The following is a 16,133-nucleotide window of genomic DNA, read 5'->3' on the forward strand; positions in this document are numbered from 1 at the left end:
CCCGAGGATGACGGAGAGAGTGCACCGGCGGTCGTCCCCTGACGCCGGTGCTGGCGGGCGCGGTTTCCTCCCGGCCGCGCCCGCCGTTCCTCCAGACCGGACAGGACCCCATGACCATTGCCGAACTGATGCCGCCGGCCGCGGAGCCGATCACGCTTGCCGAGGTGAAGGCGCATCTGCGCCTCGATACCTCCGACGAAGACACCCTGCTTGCCGGCCTGATGCGGGCTGCGCGGGAACACCTGGAGGGACAGACGGGGCTGGCGCTGATCGCCCGCACCTTTCGCCTCTATCTCGACGACTGGCCGGAGGCCCGGGTGATTCAGATTGCCAGGGGGCCGGTGCAAACCATTGAAACGGTGACGGTTTACGACGCTGCCGGTGCGCCGGTCGAGGTCGATGCGGCCGGCTATGTGCTGGATGGCACGGCGCGGCCGGCGCGGCTGGTGCTGCCTGTGCGGCCGGCGACGGAACGGGCGCTGAACGGCATCGAGATCGATTTAATCGCCGGCTTCGGCGAGAGCGGCGCGGAGGTGCCGGACACGCTGAAGCGGGCGCTGCTGCTGCATGTCGCGGCGATGTACGAGCTGCGCGGCGTGCTTTCGCTTGAAGACCAGCCCGGCGCGGTGCCGCAGGGCTACGACCGGCTTGTCGCGCCCTATGCCATGCGGAGGCTCTGATGGCCTTCGACGGAACCATCGATCCGGGCGCCTTCACGGCGCGGCTGGTGCTGGAACAGCCGGTGGAAGTGCCGGACGGGCAAGGGGGCGTGGAGCGCACGTTTTCGGCGCTGGCGACACTCTGGGCGCGCATCGAGCCGACCGTCGCGAAGGCGGACGAGGCGGCGGGAACGCTGCCGGTGACGGTGACGCATCGCATCTGGATGCGGCGGCGCGAAAACCTGGCGGGCGGCATGCGGCTGCGCAAGGGCGCGCGGCTTTTTGCCATCCGCGCCTTCCGCGATCCGGATGAGACCGGGCGCTACACGCTTGTCGACTGCGAGGAGATCAAGCCATGAGCGCGGCATCGGCCCTGCAGAAGGCGATTTTTGCCCGGCTTTCGGGCGACACGGCGCTGACGGCGCTGGTCGGCGCGAACGGCATCACGGACCGGCGGCTCGCCGAGCCGGCCTCGCCGCTGGTGGTGATCGCCGGTATCGACAGCGCAGACCATTCTACGGCGAGCGAGACGGGCGAGGAACACACCGTGACGCTGGAGGCCTGGTCGGAGGCGGCCGGACACCGGCAGGTGCAGGCGATCGCGGCGGCGGTGCGCGCGGCGGTCGACGATGCGGCACTCACGCTCACCGGGCATCACCTCGTGCTGCTGTTTCATCGCGACACGCGGCTCAGGCGCGACGGAAAATCCCGCTTTCACCGTGCGGAAATGCGCTTCCGGGCGGTGACGGAACCGGACGCTTAACCCCATTTTTCGAAGAGGAACCTTGCCATGGTGGCACAGAAGGGGCGGGACCTGCTGCTCAAGATCGACAACGGCGCGGGTTTTGCGACGGTTGCGGGGCTGCGCTCCAAACGTTTGTCGTTCAATGCGCAGCTTGTCGACGTGACGGACGCGGAATCGGCGGGGCGCTGGCGCGAGCTTCTGGGCGGTGCCGGCGTGCAGCGCGCGGCTGTCAGCGGCAGCGGGATTTTCAAGGACCAGGCGTCGGATGCGACGGTGCGCTCGCTGTTCTTCGGCAGCACGATCGTCCACTGGCAGGTGGTCATTCCGGACTTTGGCACGGTCGAGGGGCCGTTCCAGATCGCGGCGCTGGAATATTCCGGCGCGCATGATGGCGAGATCGTCTTCGAGATCGCGCTCGAATCGGCCGGCGTGCTGACCTTCGGGGCGCTCTGATGGGCGCGCGGGCGAACCGGCATCGCGGCGAGATCGAGGCCGTTTTCGACGGCGAGCGGCGGGTGTTGTGCCTGACGCTGGGGGCGCTTGCCGAGCTGGAGACGGCCTTTGCCGTCGACAGCCTGACGGGGCTGGCCGAGCGTTTTTCCTCCGGGCGGCTGAAGGCGGACGACCTGATCCGCATCATCGCAGCCGGGCTGCGCGGCGGCGGCAATCTCTTCAGCGATGAGGACGTGGCGGCGATGGCGGTGGCGGACGGGCTTGCGGGTTTTGCGCGCATTGCTGCGGAGTTGCTGCAGGCGACGTTTGGCGCCGGTACCGAAAACCCTCCGGGGCCGCATCCGGCATGAATGGCGAGAGGGCCGCCTTCCCCTGGGAGGCGGTGCTTCACGCCGGGCTCTGCCGCATGCGGCTTTCCGCGAAGGACTTTTGGGCGATGACGCCGCGCGAGCTCGGCTTTGCGCTAGGCGTGCTGCGGCCTTTGCCGGCGGTGCCGGGGCGCCAGGCGCTCGCGGCGCTGATGCAGGCCTTTCCCGACAACAAGGAGTGAACCATGGCGGACGACAATCCTCTCTCCGGCACGCTGGACGATGCCGGCGCGCTTTCGACGATCTTCGACGACCTGGAGGCGCGCTCGCGCTCCTTCGGATTGGCGCTGACGAGCGCGCTGAAGGGCGCCGTCGTGGACGGCAAGGGGCTGGAAAGCGTGCTGCGCGGGCTGGCGCTGCGCATGAGCGATATCGCACTTTCCGTCGGGCTGAAGCCGCTGGAGGGGCTGTTGTCCTCCGGGCTTTCCGGCCTGCTTGGCGGGGCGACGCCCTTTGCCAAGGGCGGCGTGGTGTCCGCGCCCACCTATTTCGGCAGCGGCGGCGGCCTGGGGATGATGGGCGAGGCGGGGGCGGAGGCGATCCTGCCGCTGAAGCGCGGGCCGGACGGGGCGCTGGGCGTGGCGACGGAGGGCGGCGGCGGGGCGCGGATCGTCTTCAACGTGACGGCGCAGGATGCGGCGAGTTTTCGCAAATCCGAAGGGCAGATTGCGGCGATGCTGACCCGTGCGGTGGGGCGGGGGCAGCGGAGTTTGTGAGCGGAAATGAGGGGCAGGCCCCGCAGGCGAGGATAGAGACATGGCAGGATTTCATGAGGTGCGGTTTCCGCTGCGGGTGGCGCTGGGCACCAGCGGCGGGCCGGTGCGGCGGACGGATATCGTCAGCCTGTCCAACGGGCGGGAGAACCGCAACCGGCGCTGGCAGGATGCCCGGCGGCGTTACGATGCGGGATCGGGCGTGCGCTCGGTCGAGGATCTTTATGCGGTGCTCGCCTTTTTCGAGGCGCGGGCGGGGCAGTTTTACGGGTTTCGCTTTCATGATCCGGTGGACCACAAGTCCTGCGCGCCGGGCGGAACGGTCAGCGCGAGCGACCAGCAGATCGGCAGCGGCGATGGAGTGACGGCGGCGTTTCAGCTGGTCAAGCGTTATGCGGATGCGGGTGGCGAGACGGTGCGGACCATCGACAAGCCGGTGGCGGGTACGGTGGTGGTCTCCGTTGCCGGCGGTATCCGGCCGGCGGGCGATTATACGGTGAATTCCGCGACGGGGGTGGTGACCTTCAAGCCGGGGAAAATCCCGGCTTCGGGCGTGATCCGGGCCGGCTACGAATTCGACGTGCCGGTGCGGTTTGATACGGACCGCATCGATATCGACCTGGCGCAGTTCAATGCCGGGCGCATTCCTTCCATTCCGCTTCTGGAGATCAAGCCATGAGGACGATCCCGAGCGGGCTTCAGGCGCATCTCGACGGGGAGGTGACGACGCTCTGTCATGCCTGGCGGGTGACGCGGCGCGACGGCGTGGTGATGGGCTTTACCGATCATGACCGTGATCTTTCGTTCAGTGGGCTCGCTTATCTGGCGGCGAGCGGTTTCGAGGCGAGCGAGGCGGAGGACGGCAACGGGCTTTCCGCCGAGGGCGGCGATGTTTCGGGCGGGTTTTCGGCGGATGCGGTTCGCGCGGAAGACCTTTCGGCGGGGCGGTATGACGGGGCCAAGGTCGAGGTCTATACGGTCAACTGGCAGGACTCGTCGCAGCGGCTGCTGCTGCGCACGGCCGAGCTTGGCGAGGTGCGGCGCGAGGGCGGGCTTTTTCGCGTGGAATTGCGGCGGCTGACGCATCGGCTGGACCAGGTGCATGGGCGCATCTACGGGCATCGCTGCGATGCGGTGCTGGGCGACAGCCGCTGCGGCAAGGATGTTTCGACCTCGGCATTCCGGGCGACCGCGACTGTGATCGCGGTGCTGGACGACATGCGGCTGCGGGTGAGCGGGCTTTCGGGTTTTTCCGACCGGTTCTTTCGTTATGGCGTGCTGACCTTCACCAGCGGCGCGGCCGAGGGGCTGACGGCGGATATCGAGGACCAGCGCAAGGCGGGCGGGGAGCTGACCTTCTGGCAGCCGGTGCCGGCGGGCGTCGCGGTCGGCGATACGATGTTGGTGACGGCGGGGTGCGACAAGCGCTTTTCCACCTGCAAGGCGAAGTTTGCCAATGCGCTGAATTTCCGCGGTTTTCCGCATATGCCGGGCAGTGACTTCACCTATGGCTATGCGGATGGCGAAACGGTGCATGACGGGAGGCCGCTTTATGAGTGAGGCTTTGGCAGAACGCGTCGTTGCCGTGGCGAGCGGCTTCATCGGCACTCCGTATCGCCACCAGGGATCGCTGAAGGGCGTCGGGTGCGACTGCCTGGGGCTGATCCGCGGCGTCTGGCGGGAGCTTTATGGGGCGGAGCCGGAGGTGCCGGGGCCTTATGCGGCGGACTGGGCGGAGCGGGCGGGGGAGGAGCGGCTGCTCGCCGCGGCGGCGCGGCATTGTGGCGGCGTGCTTCCGGTTTCGGCGCTTCGGCCGGGGGATCTTCTCATTTTTCGCTGGCGAGCGGGGGTGGCGGCGAAACATGCCGGCATCGCGGCGCCCGATGAGCGTTTCATTCATGCCTACGAGCAGGGAGCGGTAATCGAATCGCCGCTCGTGCCTTCCTGGCGACGGCGCATTGCCGGCGTCTTCCGCTTTCCGGAGATTGGCTGAGCCATGGCGACACTTCTTTTCCAGGCGGCAGGCGCCGCGCTCGGCGGGATTTTTGGACCGTTCGGCGCGATCCTTGGGCGCGCGGTGGGCGCGCTTGCGGGATCGGCCGTCGACCGCTCGCTGATCAACGGCATGACGACAATTTCCGGCGCGCGGCTGAACGACGGGCGCGTACCGGGCGCTGAAGAGGGCACGGCGATGAGCCGCGTCTACGGCACCGCGCGTGTCGGCGGCACGTTGCTGTGGGCGACGCGGTTCGAGGAGGAGGTTTCCGTCGAGCGCACCGGGGGCAAGGCGACGGGGCCGCGGGTCGAGACCTATAGTTACTTTGCGAATTTCGCGGTTGGGGTGTGCGAGGGGCCGATTGCCGGCATCCGGCGTGTGTTTGCGGACGGGCGGGAGATCGACCTGACGGGTATCGAGATGCGCGTGCATCGCGGCACGGCGACCCAGGCGCCCGATCCGTTGATCGAGGCGAAACAAGGGGCGGGCAATACGCCGGCCTATCGGGGGCTTGCCTATGTCGTCTTCGAGCGGCTGCCGCTCGACATGTTCGGCAACCGCATTCCGATCCTGCAATTCGAGGTGCTGCGGCCGGTGGGTTCGCTGGAAAGCAAGATCCGGGCGGTGACGGTCATTCCGGGGTCGAGCGAGCATGGTTATGATCCGCGGCTTGTGACGGAAAAGATCGCGTCCGGCAAGGGACGCAACATCAACCGCAACACGCTGGTTGCGGCGACCGACTGGGTGGCGTCGATCGATGAGTTGCAGGCGCTTTGCCCCAATCTTGAGCGGGTGGGGCTCGTGGTCGCCTGGTTCGGCACGGACCTGAGGGCCGGGCAGTGCCGCATCGTGCCAGGCGTGGAGGTTTCCGCGCGGCAGGACGAGAGCCGGCCTTGGGTGGTTTCCGGCATTCCGCGCGACGAGGCCTATGTCGTCACGCGCGTCAACGACCGGCCGGCCTATGGCGGCACGCCGTCGGATGCGAGCGTGATCGCGGCGATCCGGGACCTGAAGGCGCGCGGCATCGAGGTCTATCTCTATCCATTCCTGATGATGGACGTGCCGATCGACAACGACCTGCCCGATCCTTATGGCGAGGCGCAGCAGGCGCCCTATCCCTGGCGCGGGCGCATCACCTGCCATCCGCCCTCGACCAACAAGACGGCGTCGGCGCGAGCGCAGGTCGAGGCCTTTGTCGGCAATGCGGGAGCCGGCGACTTTGCCGTTTCGGGCGAGGAGATCACCGGGCCGCTCGGCGACGAGGGGTTTCGCCGGCTGGTGCTGCATTATGCGCTGCTGGCGGAAGCGGCGGGCGGGGTGGACGGGTTCCTGATCGGCTCGGAAATGCGGGGCTTGAGCTGGCTTCGCGACGGCAGCGGGGACTTTCCCTTCGTCGAGGCGCTGGTCGATCTGGCGGCGGATGTGCGGGCGATTGTTGGCAGCAGCACGAAGATCACCTATGCGGCGGACTGGAGCGAATATTTCGGACATCAGCCGGGCGATGGCAGCGGCGAGGTGCGCTTTCACCTCGATCCGCTCTGGGCGTCCCCGGCCATCGATGCTGTTGGCATCGACAATTACATGCCGCTTTCCGACTGGCAGGATGCCGACACGCTTGCCGGCAATCCGGACGGTTTTCGCCATTCGGAGGACATGGCGGCGATGCGGGCGATGATCGCCTCCGGCGAGGGGTTCGACTGGTATTATCCCGATATGGACGCGCGCCGGGCGCGCGAGCGGGCGCCGATCTCCGACGGCATGGCGGGCAAGCCCTGGGTGTTCCGCTACAAGGACCTCGAAAACTGGTGGGGCAACCGGCATTACGAGCGCGGCCCCGGCGGCGCGGAATTGCCGGGCCACACGGCCTGGGTGCCGCGCTCCAAGCCGATCTGGTTCACCGAACTCGGCTGCCCCGCCACCGACAAGGGGGCGAACCAGCCGAATGTCTTCGTCGATCCGAAAAGCTCGGAAAATGCGCTGCCCTATCATTCCGGCGGCGCGCGCAACGATGCGGTGCAGCGGCGCTTCCTCGATGCGCACCATGGCTGGTGGCAGGGCAGCGGGCCGGAAGCGGGCATGGTCGATCCTGACCATATCTTCATCTGGACCTGGGACGCGCGGCCCTATCCGGCCTTTCCGGAGGATACGGCGCTGTGGTCGGACGGGCTCAACTGGCAGCGCGGGCACTGGTTGAATGCGCGGCTGGGGGCAGGCACGATTGCGGATGTGATTGCCGCCGTGCTGAAGGATCACGGATTTATGGATTTCGACGTCTCGGGTGTCGCGGGCGATCTCTCGGGCTTCGTACAGGCGGACCAGACGTCGGCGCGCGGGCTGATCGAGCCGCTGATGGAGGCCTTTCAGATCGATGCGCTGGAGGCGAACGGCAAGCTCGTGTTCCGTTCAAGGCTGAAATCGGCGCTGTTGCCGGCTGAGCTTACAATCCTCGCCGAGCGGCCGGATGAGGCGCTGTTCGAGGAGAGCCGCGGGCATATCAGCGATTTTGCCGGCGAGGCGATCCTCGACCATTTCGACGGGGCGGGCAGCTATTCGCGGGTGACGGCGCGCTCGCGCCGCATGGCGGGCGGAAACGATCGCGTGCTGCGGCTGGCGCTGCCGGCGGTGCTGCATGCGGGAGCTGCTGCGGCAAGCGTCGAGACGGCGCTGCGCGACCAGCGGGCGGGGCAGCGGCGGGTGACGTTTCGTCTGCCGCCGACGGCGCTTGCCGTGACGCCGGGCGATATCGTGCGGCTCGCCGATGGACCCGAGGGGCGGTTCCTGATTACGGGCATTACCGATGGGCTGGTGCGCGAGGTGGAGGCGCGGGCGATTGCGGCGGGGGAAAGCCCGGCGCCGCTGCTCATCGAGGGTGCGAGCCGTCCTTCGAGCGGGGCGGGGCCGGGCGATGCGTTTACGCCGGAGGTGGTGTTCCTCGATTTGCCGATCCTGGGTTCCGGGACGGCGCAGGATTTTGCGCGGGTTGCGGCCTATGCGCAGCCCTGGCGCTCCATGGTCGTGTCGAGTTCCGAGGGCAGTGAAGGGTTTCGCAGCCGCGTGCGGCTGGAGCGGCCGGCGCGGATCGGGCGGCTGGTCGATCCGCTTGCCGTCGGTGTCGTCGGGCGGTTCGATCCGGGTCGGGCGGTGGTGCTGGATCTTGCGGGTGGCGGGCTTGCCTCGGCGGAGACGCTTGCCATGCTGAACGGCGCCAACCGTATTGCGGTTCGCGGTGGAAACGGGGCTTGGGAGATTGTCGGCTTTACCGGGGCGAGCGAGATTGCGCCTGGGCGCTGGCGGTTGACCGGTCTGTTGCGGGCGCTTCATGGCACCGATGATGCGATGGTTTCCGGTCATGCGGCCGGTGCCGTTGTCGTGGTGCTGGACGATGCGGTCCGGCCGCTTGGGCTGGATGTCGAGGAGGTGGGGCGGCTTTCCAACTGGCTTGTCGAGGCGGTCGGCGGTTCGGGCGGGCAGGCGGGGCCGTTTGCCTTTGCCGGCGGCGAGCGGGCGCTGACGCCGCTGGCGCCGGTGCATCTGCGCGGCCGGCGCGGGGCGGACGGCGTGGTGCGGCTATCCTGGGTTCGGCGCGGGCGGATCGATTCGGACACCTGGCTTGCCGCAGAAATTCCGCTCGACGAGCCGAGCGAGGCCTATCGCCTCGATATCCTCTCCGGTGAGACGCTGGTGCGCCGCGTCGAGACCGCGGTTCCTGCCTTCACCTACGCCGCCCTCACGGAACTTGCCGATTTCGGGGCGCCGCAGACGACCATGAGCATTCGCGTGCGCCAGCTTGGCCGCGCGGTGCCGCTCGGCCTGCCGGCGCGCGCCACCATCACCCTTTGAACGAAAGGAAAAAGCGATGAACGACGATCTGAAGGCCTGGTATCAGTCGCGCACCGTCTGGGGTGCGCTGATTGCGATTCTCGCCTCGCTCGCCCATGTGGCGGGCGTCGAGGTGACGGCGGGCGACGAGGGGGAATTGGCGGATCTCGTGGTGTCGGCGGTCGGCACGATCGGCGGCCTGATCGCGCTTTACGGGCGGATTTCGGCGCGCCGGCGGGTGCGGTGACGGCGGCCGGATCGTCCACAGGGCATTCATTTGCCATTCAGCGAGGATCGTTTATTGCTTGCATCACAATGATCCGCACCTGAAAGTATGTTCATGGCATCGCCACTTCTCATAACCGCGCTTGCGGCCAGCCTGCTCCTTCCGGGGCCCGTCGAGACGGGAACCGCGCGGGATGTCGTTGCGGTGGCCGGCGATTGCAGCGCCGCTGCGGCGCAGGTGGTGGAGCAGACCGGAGGCGAGCTTCTCTCGGCGCAGCCGAAGGGCGACACCTGCGTGGTGACGGTGCTTGTGCCCGGCAAGGGCAATGCCCGGCCGCGCAAGGTGACCGTGCGCGTACCGATGTAAGGCCTCCAAAAGCCTTTCGCGATGGAATGAGATAGGAAAGAGGCCGAATGCGCATCCTGGTGGTCGAGGACGACGTCAACCTGAGCCGGCAGCTCAGCGAAGCCCTGAAGGAATCCGGCTACGTGGTGGACCAGGCCTTCGACGGCGAGGAAGGCCACTATCTCGGCGATACCGAGCCCTATGACGCCATCATCCTCGATATCGGTCTGCCGGAAATGGACGGTATAACCGTTCTCGAAAAGTGGCGCGCCGACGGGAAAACCATGCCCGTCCTCATCCTCACCGCCCGCGACCGCTGGAGCGACAAGGTCTCTGGCATCGATGCTGGCGCCGACGACTATGTCGCGAAACCCTTCCATGTCGAGGAAGTCCTCGCCCGAATTCGCGCGCTGATCCGCCGGGCGGCGGGGCATGCGAGCCCGGACATCGTCTGCGGGCCGGTGCGGCTCGACACCAAGGGCTCCAAGGCGACGGTCAATGGCGAGACGCTGAAACTGACCTCGCATGAATACCGGCTGCTCTCCTACCTCATGCACCATATGGGCGAGGTGGTGTCGCGCACGGAGCTGGTTGAGCACATGTACGACCAGGATTTCGATCGCGATTCTAACACGATCGAGGTTTTCGTCGGGCGCCTGCGCAAGAAGATCGGCGTCGACCTGATCGAGACCGTGCGCGGCCTCGGCTACCGGATGCAAGCCCCCGCCAATGGCAAATAACGCCAGGCGCTCCCGCTCGCTCACCTTCCGCGTTCTGCTTCTCGCATCGCTCTGGGCGGCGGTCGCCCTCATCGTGATTGCCGTCGTCATCTCGACGCTCTACCGCCAGAGCGCGGAGAAGAGTTTTCGCGATCTTCTGCGCGCTCAGCTCTACAACGTCATCAATTCCGTATCGACGGACGAGAACACACGGCTTTCCGGCGCGCCGCAGCTCGGCGACCTGCGCTTCTTCCAGCCGCAATCGGGCTGGTACTGGATCGTCGAGCCGATCGGCGGGGCACTGGCGACGGAGACGCTGACCTCCTCCTCGCTTGGCATCGGCAGCATACCGATCCCCGATACGGACAGCATTCCCTTCGATACGCGCTACGAGCGTTTTTACACGACCATCGATTCCTTCGGGAACGAGGTGGAAGTGGGGGAGACGGAAGTGGTGCTGGACGACGAGGGGCGCACGGCGCGCTTTCGCGTGGTCGGCAATCGCGACGTGCTGGAGGCCGATATCGACGACTTTTCCGGCAGCCTCTACCTGGCGCTTGCCGGTTTCGGTTTCGGCAGCCTGCTGCTTAACGCGGCGGCGATCCTCATCGGCCTGAAACCGCTCGACCGGGCGCGCAAGGCGCTTGAGAAGATCCGGGCCGGCGAGAGCGAACAGCTCGACGGTGATTTTCCCCGTGAAATCCTGCCCTTGGCAAGCGAAATAAATGCGTTGATTGACAGCAACCATCGCATCGTCGAGCGAGCGCGTATGCAGGTCGGCAACCTTGCCCATTCGCTGAAGACGCCGATTGCCGTACTGCTCAACGAGTCGCGTCTTCTGGCCGCCCCCCAAGGCGATCTCGTGCGCACTCAGGCGGAAGCCATGCAGGGCCAGGTTCAATCCTATCTAAACCGCGCGCGCATTGCAGCGCAGCGCGAATCGGTGCTCGCCCGCACGGAGGCGCTGACGGTGCTGGAACGGTTAGTGCGTGTGATGCGCCGCCTCAACGTCGACACGCAGTTTCCACTCGACGTCGATCCGCCCGGCCTCGTGCTGGCGATGGAGCAGCAGGACGTCGAGGAAACCGTCGGTAATCTGCTTGAAAACGCGGCGCGTTATGCCCGCACCACGGTCGCGATCCGGGCCTCGGTTGCGCCGGCGGAGGTGCGCGGTAGCGACGATGCGCGCAAGAGCTGGATCGTCATCGAGGTGGAGGATGACGGGCCGGGGCTGGAGCCGGGCGAGATCCGCGAGGCGATGAAGCGCGGCAAGCGGCTCGATGAAAGCAAGCCGGGCACCGGGCTCGGCCTTTCGATCGTCAGCGAGATTGCGTCGGAGTACCAGGGAACCTTCGGGCTTTCGCGGGGTTCCGGCGGCGGTTTGCTGGCGCGCCTGGTGTTGCCGGCTGTCACAAAGGATGTTGCCTGAGGCGGCGGACAATGCAACAAGGGAGGGGCTCGCGAATATGAGGATCGCGGGATGGACGAATTGCCGGGCGGCGTGCCGCCCCATGCGTGAAGAGAGACGGTTCCAGCGGATGAAGACGGGTTTGCGCGGCGCCTTTTTCCCTTTCCTTCTGGCAGCAGCGACGGTTTCGGGATGCACGACCACATCGGGTGGCAAGACGCAGACCGGCGACACGGTGCCGGCGGGCGCGGGCGTGTACATCACCGCGCTGCAGGGCGGGCTCGTCAGCCGCAATGCCGCAGCCGGACTTTCCAAGGCCGACATGCAGCGGGCGCTCGAAGCGGAATACCGCGCGCTTGAAGCCGCACCCGGCGGACAGCCGGTCGTTTGGCAGGGCAAGGGCGTCAGCGGATCGGTGGTGGCGGCAGCGCCCTACCAGGTCGGCTCGCAGAACTGCCGGCAGTACAGCCACACGCTGACCGTCGACGGCCGCGATACCGCGACGCGCGGTGCGGCCTGCCGCAATGCGGACGGGGCGTGGACGCCGCTTTCCTGACAAAGCTTCGACGGTTGCGGCGAAACGCCTCAAATTTGCGTCATTGTTCCCTGGGGAATTGGAAACGCCGGCGCGTTCCAGTATTTGATCTGTCATGCTTTTCTGGATTCTTGTCGCCATCCTGACGGCCGCAGTCGCCGCCATCCTGCTCCTTCCCCTGCTGCGCCGCCCCGTGGTGGCCGCGGGCGACGACAGCCATGACGTGGAAGTCTATCGCGACCAGCTGGAAGAATTGAAGCGCGATCAGGCGACGGGCCTCATCGGCGCGACCGAGGCGGAGCTTGCGCGCGCGGAAGTGGCGCGCCGGCTGATCGCCGCCAGCAAGGCCGAGGCGAAGGGCCGGGCAAGCCCGGCCGAGCGCCGAAACCTGATGGCGCAGGTCTTCGTGATCGTGATGCTGCCCGCCATCGGGCTCTGTCTTTACATCGCGGGCGGGCGGCCGGATCTTCCGGCCCAGCCGCTCGCAGAGCGCCTGGCAAATCCCGGCAACGACATCAACATGCTGATCGCGCGCGCCGAAAACCATCTGGCGCGCAATCCGCAGGATGGGGCGGGGTGGGACCTGCTGGCGCCGATCTATTATCGCGGCGGGCGCATGGAGGATGCGGCGAATGCCTTCTCCCAGGCGATCCGCCTGCTGGGCGCCAGCCCCGAGCGGCTGGACGGTCATGCGGAAACGCTGATTGCGCTTGCGAACGGCATCGTGACCGCCGAGGCGCGCGTGCAGCTCGAACAATCGCTGAAGCTGAAGGCGGACAATCCGCGCGCAAAATATTACCTCGCGCTGGCGCTGGAGCAGGAAGGCAAGAAGCCGGAAGCCCGCGCCGCCTTCGAGGCTTTGGCGAAGGAAGCGCCGGCGGATGCGCCGTGGCTGCCGCTGGTCAACCGGCACATCGCATCCCTGGGGGAAAACCAGCTCGGCAATCCGACGGCGGAGGACGTCGCGGCGGCCGAGGGCATGGCGACGGGCGACCGGCAGCAGATGATCGCCGGCATGGTCGAAAGCCTTGCGTCGAAACTTCAGGAAAATCCCGACAATTTCGAAGGATGGATGCGCATCATCCGTTCCTATGTTGTGCTGGATCAAAGGCCGAAGGCGGAGGCTGCTCTACAGACGGCGCTCAAAACCTTCCCGGCGGCGAGCGAGAACGGCAAACAGCTTCTGGCGCTGGCCAAGGACCTATCGATTTCGGCTGAGGGCGGCGGACAATGACACGCAAACAGAAACGCTTGGCGGTGATCGGCGGCGGGGTGGCCTTCCTGGTCGCGGCGGTGCTGCTCGTCATGTTCGCCTTCAGCCAGTCGATCGCCTATTTTTATGTGCCGGGCGATCTCGCCAAGGCCAATGTGCCGCCCGGCACGCGCATCCGGCTCGGCGGCCTCGTCGAAAACGGCACAGTGAAGCGCGGCGAGGGCTCGACCATCACCTTCACGGTGACGGACACGCTCTCCACGGTGCCGGTGACCTATACCGGCATCCTGCCCGACCTGTTTCGCGAGGGGCAGGGCGTGGTGGCGGAAGGCGCCTTCGGCACGGACGGGCTTTTCGTCGCCGACACGGTGCTCGCCAAGCATGACGAGACCTATATGCCCAAGGACGTGGCGGACCGGCTGAAGGCGCAGGGCGTGGAACTCTCCGGCAAGGAAACGATCAAATGATCATCGAGCTTGGACACTATGCCCTGGTTCTGGCGCTGGCGACGGTGATCGTCCAGTCCGTGCTGCCGCTGATCGGCACCATCCGGGGCGACCGTTCGCTGATGGCGGTGGCGCCTGCCGCGGCCCTTGCCGGTTTCCTGCTGGTGCTCTTCTCCTTCTCGGTGCTGACCTTCGCCTATGTTGTCTCCGATTTTTCGGTGGCGAATGTCTGGGAGAATTCGCATTCGCTGAAACCGATGATCTACAAGATCTCCGGCGTGTGGGGGAACCATGAGGGTTCGATGCTGCTCTGGCTGCTCATCCTCGTCTTCTTCAGCGCGCTGGTCGCCACCTTCGGCGCCAACCTGCCGGAGCGGCTGCGCGCCAACGTCTTGGCGGTGCAGGGCCTGATCTCTACGGCGTTTGCGCTGTTCATCCTGCTGACGTCCAATCCTTTTCTGCGGCTTTCGCCGGCGCCGGCCGAGGGTAAGGACCTCAATCCGGTGCTGCAGGATATCGGCCTCGCCATCCATCCGCCGCTGCTCTATCTCGGTTATGTCGGCTTCTCCGTCTGTTTCTCCTTCGCCATTGCGGCGTTGATCGACGGGCGGATCGATGCCGCCTGGGCGCGCTGGGTGCGGCCGTGGACGCTCGCCGCCTGGAGCTTCCTGACCGCCGGCATCGCGATGGGCTCCTACTGGGCCTATTATGAACTCGGCTGGGGCGGCTGGTGGTTCTGGGATCCGGTGGAGAACGCATCCTTCATTCCCTGGCTTGCCGGCACGGCGCTGCTGCACTCCGCGCTTGTCATGGAAAAGCGCGAGGCGCTGAAGATCTGGACGGTGCTGCTCGCCATCCTCACCTTCTCCATGTCGCTGCTCGGCACCTTCCTCGTGCGCTCCGGCGTGCTCACCTCGGTGCATGCCTTTGCGACCGATCCGACGCGCGGCGTGTTCATTCTCGCCATCCTCGTCTTCTTCATCGGCGGCGCGCTGTCGCTCTTCGCCTTCCGGGCCGCGACGCTGAAGGCCGGCGGGCTTTTCGCGCCGATTTCGCGCGAGGGCGCGCTCGTCCTCAACAACCTGATCCTGACGACCGCGGCGGCAACCGTTTTGACCGGCACGCTCTATCCGCTGGTGCTGGAAGCGCTGACGGGCGAGAAAATCTCTGTCGGCCCGCCCTTCTTCAACCTGACCTTCGGCCTCCTGATGCTGCCGCTGCTGCTGGCGGTGCCGTTCGGGCCGCTGCTCGCCTGGAAGCGCGGTGATGTGCTTGCGGCCGGGCAACGGCTGTTTGCTGCGGTCGGTGTCGGGTTGCTGCTGGCGGCTGCGGTGGTCTATGCGCAGAACGGCGGGCCTCTGCTGGCCTATTTCGGGCTTGCCATCGGCTTCTACATGATCGCCGGGGCGATCACCGATCTGTGGCTGCGCGCCGGTCTCGGCAAGGTGACGCGCAATGTCGCGTTCCGCCGCTTCATGGGCCTGCCGGGCTCGGCTTTCGGGGCCGCACTCGCCCATATGGGTGTCGGCGTCATGGTGATCGGCGTCATCGCGGTGACGGCCTTCGAGACGGAACATGTTGTGGAAATGAAGCCGGGCATGCAGGTCGAGGCGGGCGGCTACGTGCTGACCTTCGACGGCATGCGGCGCGGGCAGGGGCCGAACTATTCCGAAGAATCCGGCCACTTCACGGTGGCGCGTAGCGGCGTGACGGTGACCGATGTCTGGTCCTCCAAGCGCCTTTATACCGCACGCCGCATGCCGACGACGGAGGCGGGCATCCGCACCTTCGGCTTCAGCCAGCTCTATGTGTCGCTCGGCGATGCGATGGCGGATGGCGGCATCGTCGTGCGCGTCTGGTGGAAGCCGATGATCCTGTGCATCTGGCTCGGCGCGCTGATCATGATGGCGGGCGGTGTCGTTTCGCTGTGCGACCGGCGCCTGCGCGTCGGCGCGCCGCAGAAGGTGCGCAAGGTGAAGCCGGCGCTGGAGGCGGCGGAATGATGCGCCGCCTGCTGCTTGCCGCAGCGTTCCTGCTCGCGGCATTCCCGGCCTTTGCCGTCAATCCGGACGAAGTGCTTGCTGATCCGGCGTTGGAGGCGCGCGCGCGGGCACTGTCGTCCCAGCTTCGCTGCATGGTCTGCCAGAACCAGTCGATCGACGATTCGAATGCCGAGCTCGCCCGCGACCTGCGCCTTCTCGTGCGCGAGCGGCTGAAGGACGGCGACAGCGACGAGGCGGTGATCAACTATGTCGTCTCGCGCTATGGCGAATTCGTGCTTTTGAACCCGCGCCTGCGCGGCGAGACGCTGCTGCTCTGGGGCGCGCCGATCGTGCTGTTCATCGCGGGGGCGGCGGCGATGGTGCTGTTCGTGCGCAAGCGCGGCGGCAAGCCGACCGGTACGCCGCTTTCCGAGGCGGAAAAGGCCGAGCTCGAACGCGCACTCAAGCGCGACTAGAGCATTTCCGCTTTTCTTCGAATCGCGAAA

Annotated in this window: 20 protein-coding genes; all 20 read left to right on the forward strand. The window is 66.7% G+C overall.

The features are described 5' to 3' along the window. The first annotated feature begins 110 nt into the window (after nucleotides 1-110). The 20 genes from GB927_RS29765 to GB927_RS29860 all read left to right on the forward strand — a co-directional run bounded on the left by GB927_RS29765 (nucleotide 111) and on the right by GB927_RS29860 (nucleotide 16,103). Nucleotides 111-680, forward strand: coding sequence for a head-tail connector protein (locus GB927_RS29765; protein WP_256120846.1), 570 nt, complete (start codon nucleotides 111-113; stop codon nucleotides 678-680). Continuing rightward, complete coding sequence (locus tag GB927_RS29770; RefSeq protein ID WP_256120847.1) at nucleotides 680-1,018, forward strand: phage head closure protein; 339 nt, start codon at nucleotides 680-682, stop codon at nucleotides 1,016-1,018. Before GB927_RS29765 ends, GB927_RS29770 begins: the two co-directional genes overlap by 1 nt. Beyond that, nucleotides 1,015-1,422: a DUF3168 domain-containing protein gene (locus GB927_RS29775; RefSeq protein ID WP_256120848.1), complete on the forward strand. Its 408-nt coding sequence runs from the start codon at nucleotides 1,015-1,017 to the stop codon at nucleotides 1,420-1,422. The genes GB927_RS29770 and GB927_RS29775 overlap by 4 nt, the downstream gene beginning before the upstream one ends. A gap of 27 nt (nucleotides 1,423-1,449) precedes the next feature. Continuing rightward, entirely contained in the window at nucleotides 1,450-1,857 is a 408-nt protein-coding gene (locus tag GB927_RS29780) for a phage major tail protein, TP901-1 family (RefSeq protein ID WP_256120849.1), read from the forward strand. Next, nucleotides 1,857-2,207 (forward strand): gene transfer agent family protein, encoded by a 351-nt coding sequence (locus GB927_RS29785; RefSeq protein WP_256120850.1) that lies wholly within the window; start codon nucleotides 1,857-1,859, stop codon nucleotides 2,205-2,207. Before GB927_RS29780 ends, GB927_RS29785 begins: the two co-directional genes overlap by 1 nt. Next, entirely contained in the window at nucleotides 2,204-2,407 is a 204-nt protein-coding gene (locus GB927_RS29790; RefSeq protein WP_256120851.1) for a rcc01693 family protein, read from the forward strand. Before GB927_RS29785 ends, GB927_RS29790 begins: the two co-directional genes overlap by 4 nt. Before the next feature lie 3 nt (nucleotides 2,408-2,410). Further along, the gene (locus GB927_RS29795) at nucleotides 2,411-2,941 is read left to right on the forward strand and encodes a phage tail tape measure protein (protein ID WP_256120852.1); all 531 of its coding nucleotides are present in this window, start codon (nucleotides 2,411-2,413) and stop codon (nucleotides 2,939-2,941) included. Nucleotides 2,942-2,981: 40 nt separating this feature from the next. After that, nucleotides 2,982-3,617, forward strand: a complete 636-nt coding sequence (locus GB927_RS29800; RefSeq protein ID WP_256120853.1) for a DUF2460 domain-containing protein — start codon at nucleotides 2,982-2,984, stop codon at nucleotides 3,615-3,617. Beyond that, nucleotides 3,614-4,498 carry a phage/gene transfer agent baseplate hub protein gene (locus GB927_RS29805; RefSeq protein WP_256120854.1) on the forward strand — a complete coding sequence of 295 codons (885 nt, stop codon included), beginning with the start codon at nucleotides 3,614-3,616 and terminating at the stop codon, nucleotides 4,496-4,498. The genes GB927_RS29800 and GB927_RS29805 overlap by 4 nt, the downstream gene beginning before the upstream one ends. After that, the gene (locus GB927_RS29810; protein WP_256120855.1) at nucleotides 4,491-4,931 is read left to right on the forward strand and encodes an NlpC/P60 family protein; all 441 of its coding nucleotides are present in this window, start codon (nucleotides 4,491-4,493) and stop codon (nucleotides 4,929-4,931) included. Before GB927_RS29805 ends, GB927_RS29810 begins: the two co-directional genes overlap by 8 nt. Before the next feature lie 3 nt (nucleotides 4,932-4,934). Continuing rightward, on the forward strand, nucleotides 4,935-8,774 hold the full coding sequence (locus GB927_RS29815) for a baseplate multidomain protein megatron (RefSeq protein ID WP_256120856.1): 3,840 nt from the start codon (nucleotides 4,935-4,937) through the stop codon (nucleotides 8,772-8,774). Nucleotides 8,775-8,790: 16 nt separating this feature from the next. Further along, nucleotides 8,791-9,000, forward strand: a complete 210-nt coding sequence (locus tag GB927_RS29820; RefSeq protein ID WP_256120857.1) for a hypothetical protein — start codon at nucleotides 8,791-8,793, stop codon at nucleotides 8,998-9,000. Nucleotides 9,001-9,093: 93 nt separating this feature from the next. After that, nucleotides 9,094-9,345 (forward strand): hypothetical protein, encoded by a 252-nt coding sequence (locus tag GB927_RS29825; RefSeq protein ID WP_256120858.1) that lies wholly within the window; start codon nucleotides 9,094-9,096, stop codon nucleotides 9,343-9,345. A 47-nt stretch (nucleotides 9,346-9,392) separates the two neighbouring features. Continuing rightward, the gene (locus GB927_RS29830; protein WP_256120859.1) at nucleotides 9,393-10,064 is read left to right on the forward strand and encodes a response regulator transcription factor; all 672 of its coding nucleotides are present in this window, start codon (nucleotides 9,393-9,395) and stop codon (nucleotides 10,062-10,064) included. Continuing rightward, entirely contained in the window at nucleotides 10,054-11,472 is a 1,419-nt protein-coding gene (locus GB927_RS29835; RefSeq protein WP_256120860.1) for an ATP-binding protein, read from the forward strand. The genes GB927_RS29830 and GB927_RS29835 overlap by 11 nt, the downstream gene beginning before the upstream one ends. Nucleotides 11,473-11,581: 109 nt before the next feature. Then, complete coding sequence (locus GB927_RS29840) at nucleotides 11,582-12,007, forward strand: RT0821/Lpp0805 family surface protein (protein ID WP_256120916.1); 426 nt, start codon at nucleotides 11,582-11,584, stop codon at nucleotides 12,005-12,007. Nucleotides 12,008-12,101: 94 nt separating this feature from the next. Next, on the forward strand, nucleotides 12,102-13,220 hold the full coding sequence (ccmI, locus tag GB927_RS29845; protein WP_256120861.1) for a c-type cytochrome biogenesis protein CcmI: 1,119 nt from the start codon (nucleotides 12,102-12,104) through the stop codon (nucleotides 13,218-13,220). Next, entirely contained in the window at nucleotides 13,217-13,666 is a 450-nt protein-coding gene (gene ccmE / locus GB927_RS29850; protein ID WP_256120862.1) for a cytochrome c maturation protein CcmE, read from the forward strand. The genes ccmI and ccmE overlap by 4 nt, the downstream gene beginning before the upstream one ends. Continuing rightward, nucleotides 13,663-15,648 carry a heme lyase CcmF/NrfE family subunit gene (locus GB927_RS29855; RefSeq protein WP_256120863.1) on the forward strand — a complete coding sequence of 662 codons (1,986 nt, stop codon included), beginning with the start codon at nucleotides 13,663-13,665 and terminating at the stop codon, nucleotides 15,646-15,648. Before ccmE ends, GB927_RS29855 begins: the two co-directional genes overlap by 4 nt. After that, nucleotides 15,645-16,103, forward strand: coding sequence for a cytochrome c-type biogenesis protein (locus tag GB927_RS29860; protein WP_256120864.1), 459 nt, complete (start codon nucleotides 15,645-15,647; stop codon nucleotides 16,101-16,103). The genes GB927_RS29855 and GB927_RS29860 overlap by 4 nt, the downstream gene beginning before the upstream one ends. The last annotated feature ends 30 nt before the right edge of the window (nucleotides 16,104-16,133 follow it).

Source organism: Shinella lacus (assembly GCF_010994755.1).
Classification (GTDB): Bacteria; Pseudomonadota; Alphaproteobacteria; order Rhizobiales; family Rhizobiaceae; genus Shinella; species Shinella lacus.

Coding starts and splice junctions, on each gene's coding strand:
- GB927_RS29775 (WP_256120848.1), top strand. CDS start 1,015: ATGAGCGCGGCATCGGCCCTGCAGAAGGCGATTTTTGCCCGGCTTTCG.
- GB927_RS29765 (WP_256120846.1), top strand. CDS start 111: ATGACCATTGCCGAACTGATGCCGCCGGCCGCGGAGCCGATCACGCTT.
- GB927_RS29800 (WP_256120853.1), top strand. CDS start 2,982: ATGGCAGGATTTCATGAGGTGCGGTTTCCGCTGCGGGTGGCGCTGGGC.
- GB927_RS29810 (WP_256120855.1), top strand. CDS start 4,491: ATGAGTGAGGCTTTGGCAGAACGCGTCGTTGCCGTGGCGAGCGGCTTC.
- GB927_RS29860 (WP_256120864.1), top strand. CDS start 15,645: ATGATGCGCCGCCTGCTGCTTGCCGCAGCGTTCCTGCTCGCGGCATTC.
- GB927_RS29770 (WP_256120847.1), top strand. CDS start 680: ATGGCCTTCGACGGAACCATCGATCCGGGCGCCTTCACGGCGCGGCTG.
- GB927_RS29780 (WP_256120849.1), top strand. CDS start 1,450: ATGGTGGCACAGAAGGGGCGGGACCTGCTGCTCAAGATCGACAACGGC.
- GB927_RS29820 (WP_256120857.1), top strand. CDS start 8,791: ATGAACGACGATCTGAAGGCCTGGTATCAGTCGCGCACCGTCTGGGGT.
- ccmI (WP_256120861.1), top strand. CDS start 12,102: ATGCTTTTCTGGATTCTTGTCGCCATCCTGACGGCCGCAGTCGCCGCC.
- GB927_RS29855 (WP_256120863.1), top strand. CDS start 13,663: ATGATCATCGAGCTTGGACACTATGCCCTGGTTCTGGCGCTGGCGACG.
- GB927_RS29785 (WP_256120850.1), top strand. CDS start 1,857: ATGGGCGCGCGGGCGAACCGGCATCGCGGCGAGATCGAGGCCGTTTTC.
- GB927_RS29815 (WP_256120856.1), top strand. CDS start 4,935: ATGGCGACACTTCTTTTCCAGGCGGCAGGCGCCGCGCTCGGCGGGATT.
- GB927_RS29790 (WP_256120851.1), top strand. CDS start 2,204: ATGAATGGCGAGAGGGCCGCCTTCCCCTGGGAGGCGGTGCTTCACGCC.
- GB927_RS29830 (WP_256120859.1), top strand. CDS start 9,393: ATGCGCATCCTGGTGGTCGAGGACGACGTCAACCTGAGCCGGCAGCTC.
- ccmE (WP_256120862.1), top strand. CDS start 13,217: ATGACACGCAAACAGAAACGCTTGGCGGTGATCGGCGGCGGGGTGGCC.
- GB927_RS29840 (WP_256120916.1), top strand. CDS start 11,582: ATGAAGACGGGTTTGCGCGGCGCCTTTTTCCCTTTCCTTCTGGCAGCA.
- GB927_RS29795 (WP_256120852.1), top strand. CDS start 2,411: ATGGCGGACGACAATCCTCTCTCCGGCACGCTGGACGATGCCGGCGCG.
- GB927_RS29825 (WP_256120858.1), top strand. CDS start 9,094: ATGGCATCGCCACTTCTCATAACCGCGCTTGCGGCCAGCCTGCTCCTT.
- GB927_RS29835 (WP_256120860.1), top strand. CDS start 10,054: ATGGCAAATAACGCCAGGCGCTCCCGCTCGCTCACCTTCCGCGTTCTG.
- GB927_RS29805 (WP_256120854.1), top strand. CDS start 3,614: ATGAGGACGATCCCGAGCGGGCTTCAGGCGCATCTCGACGGGGAGGTG.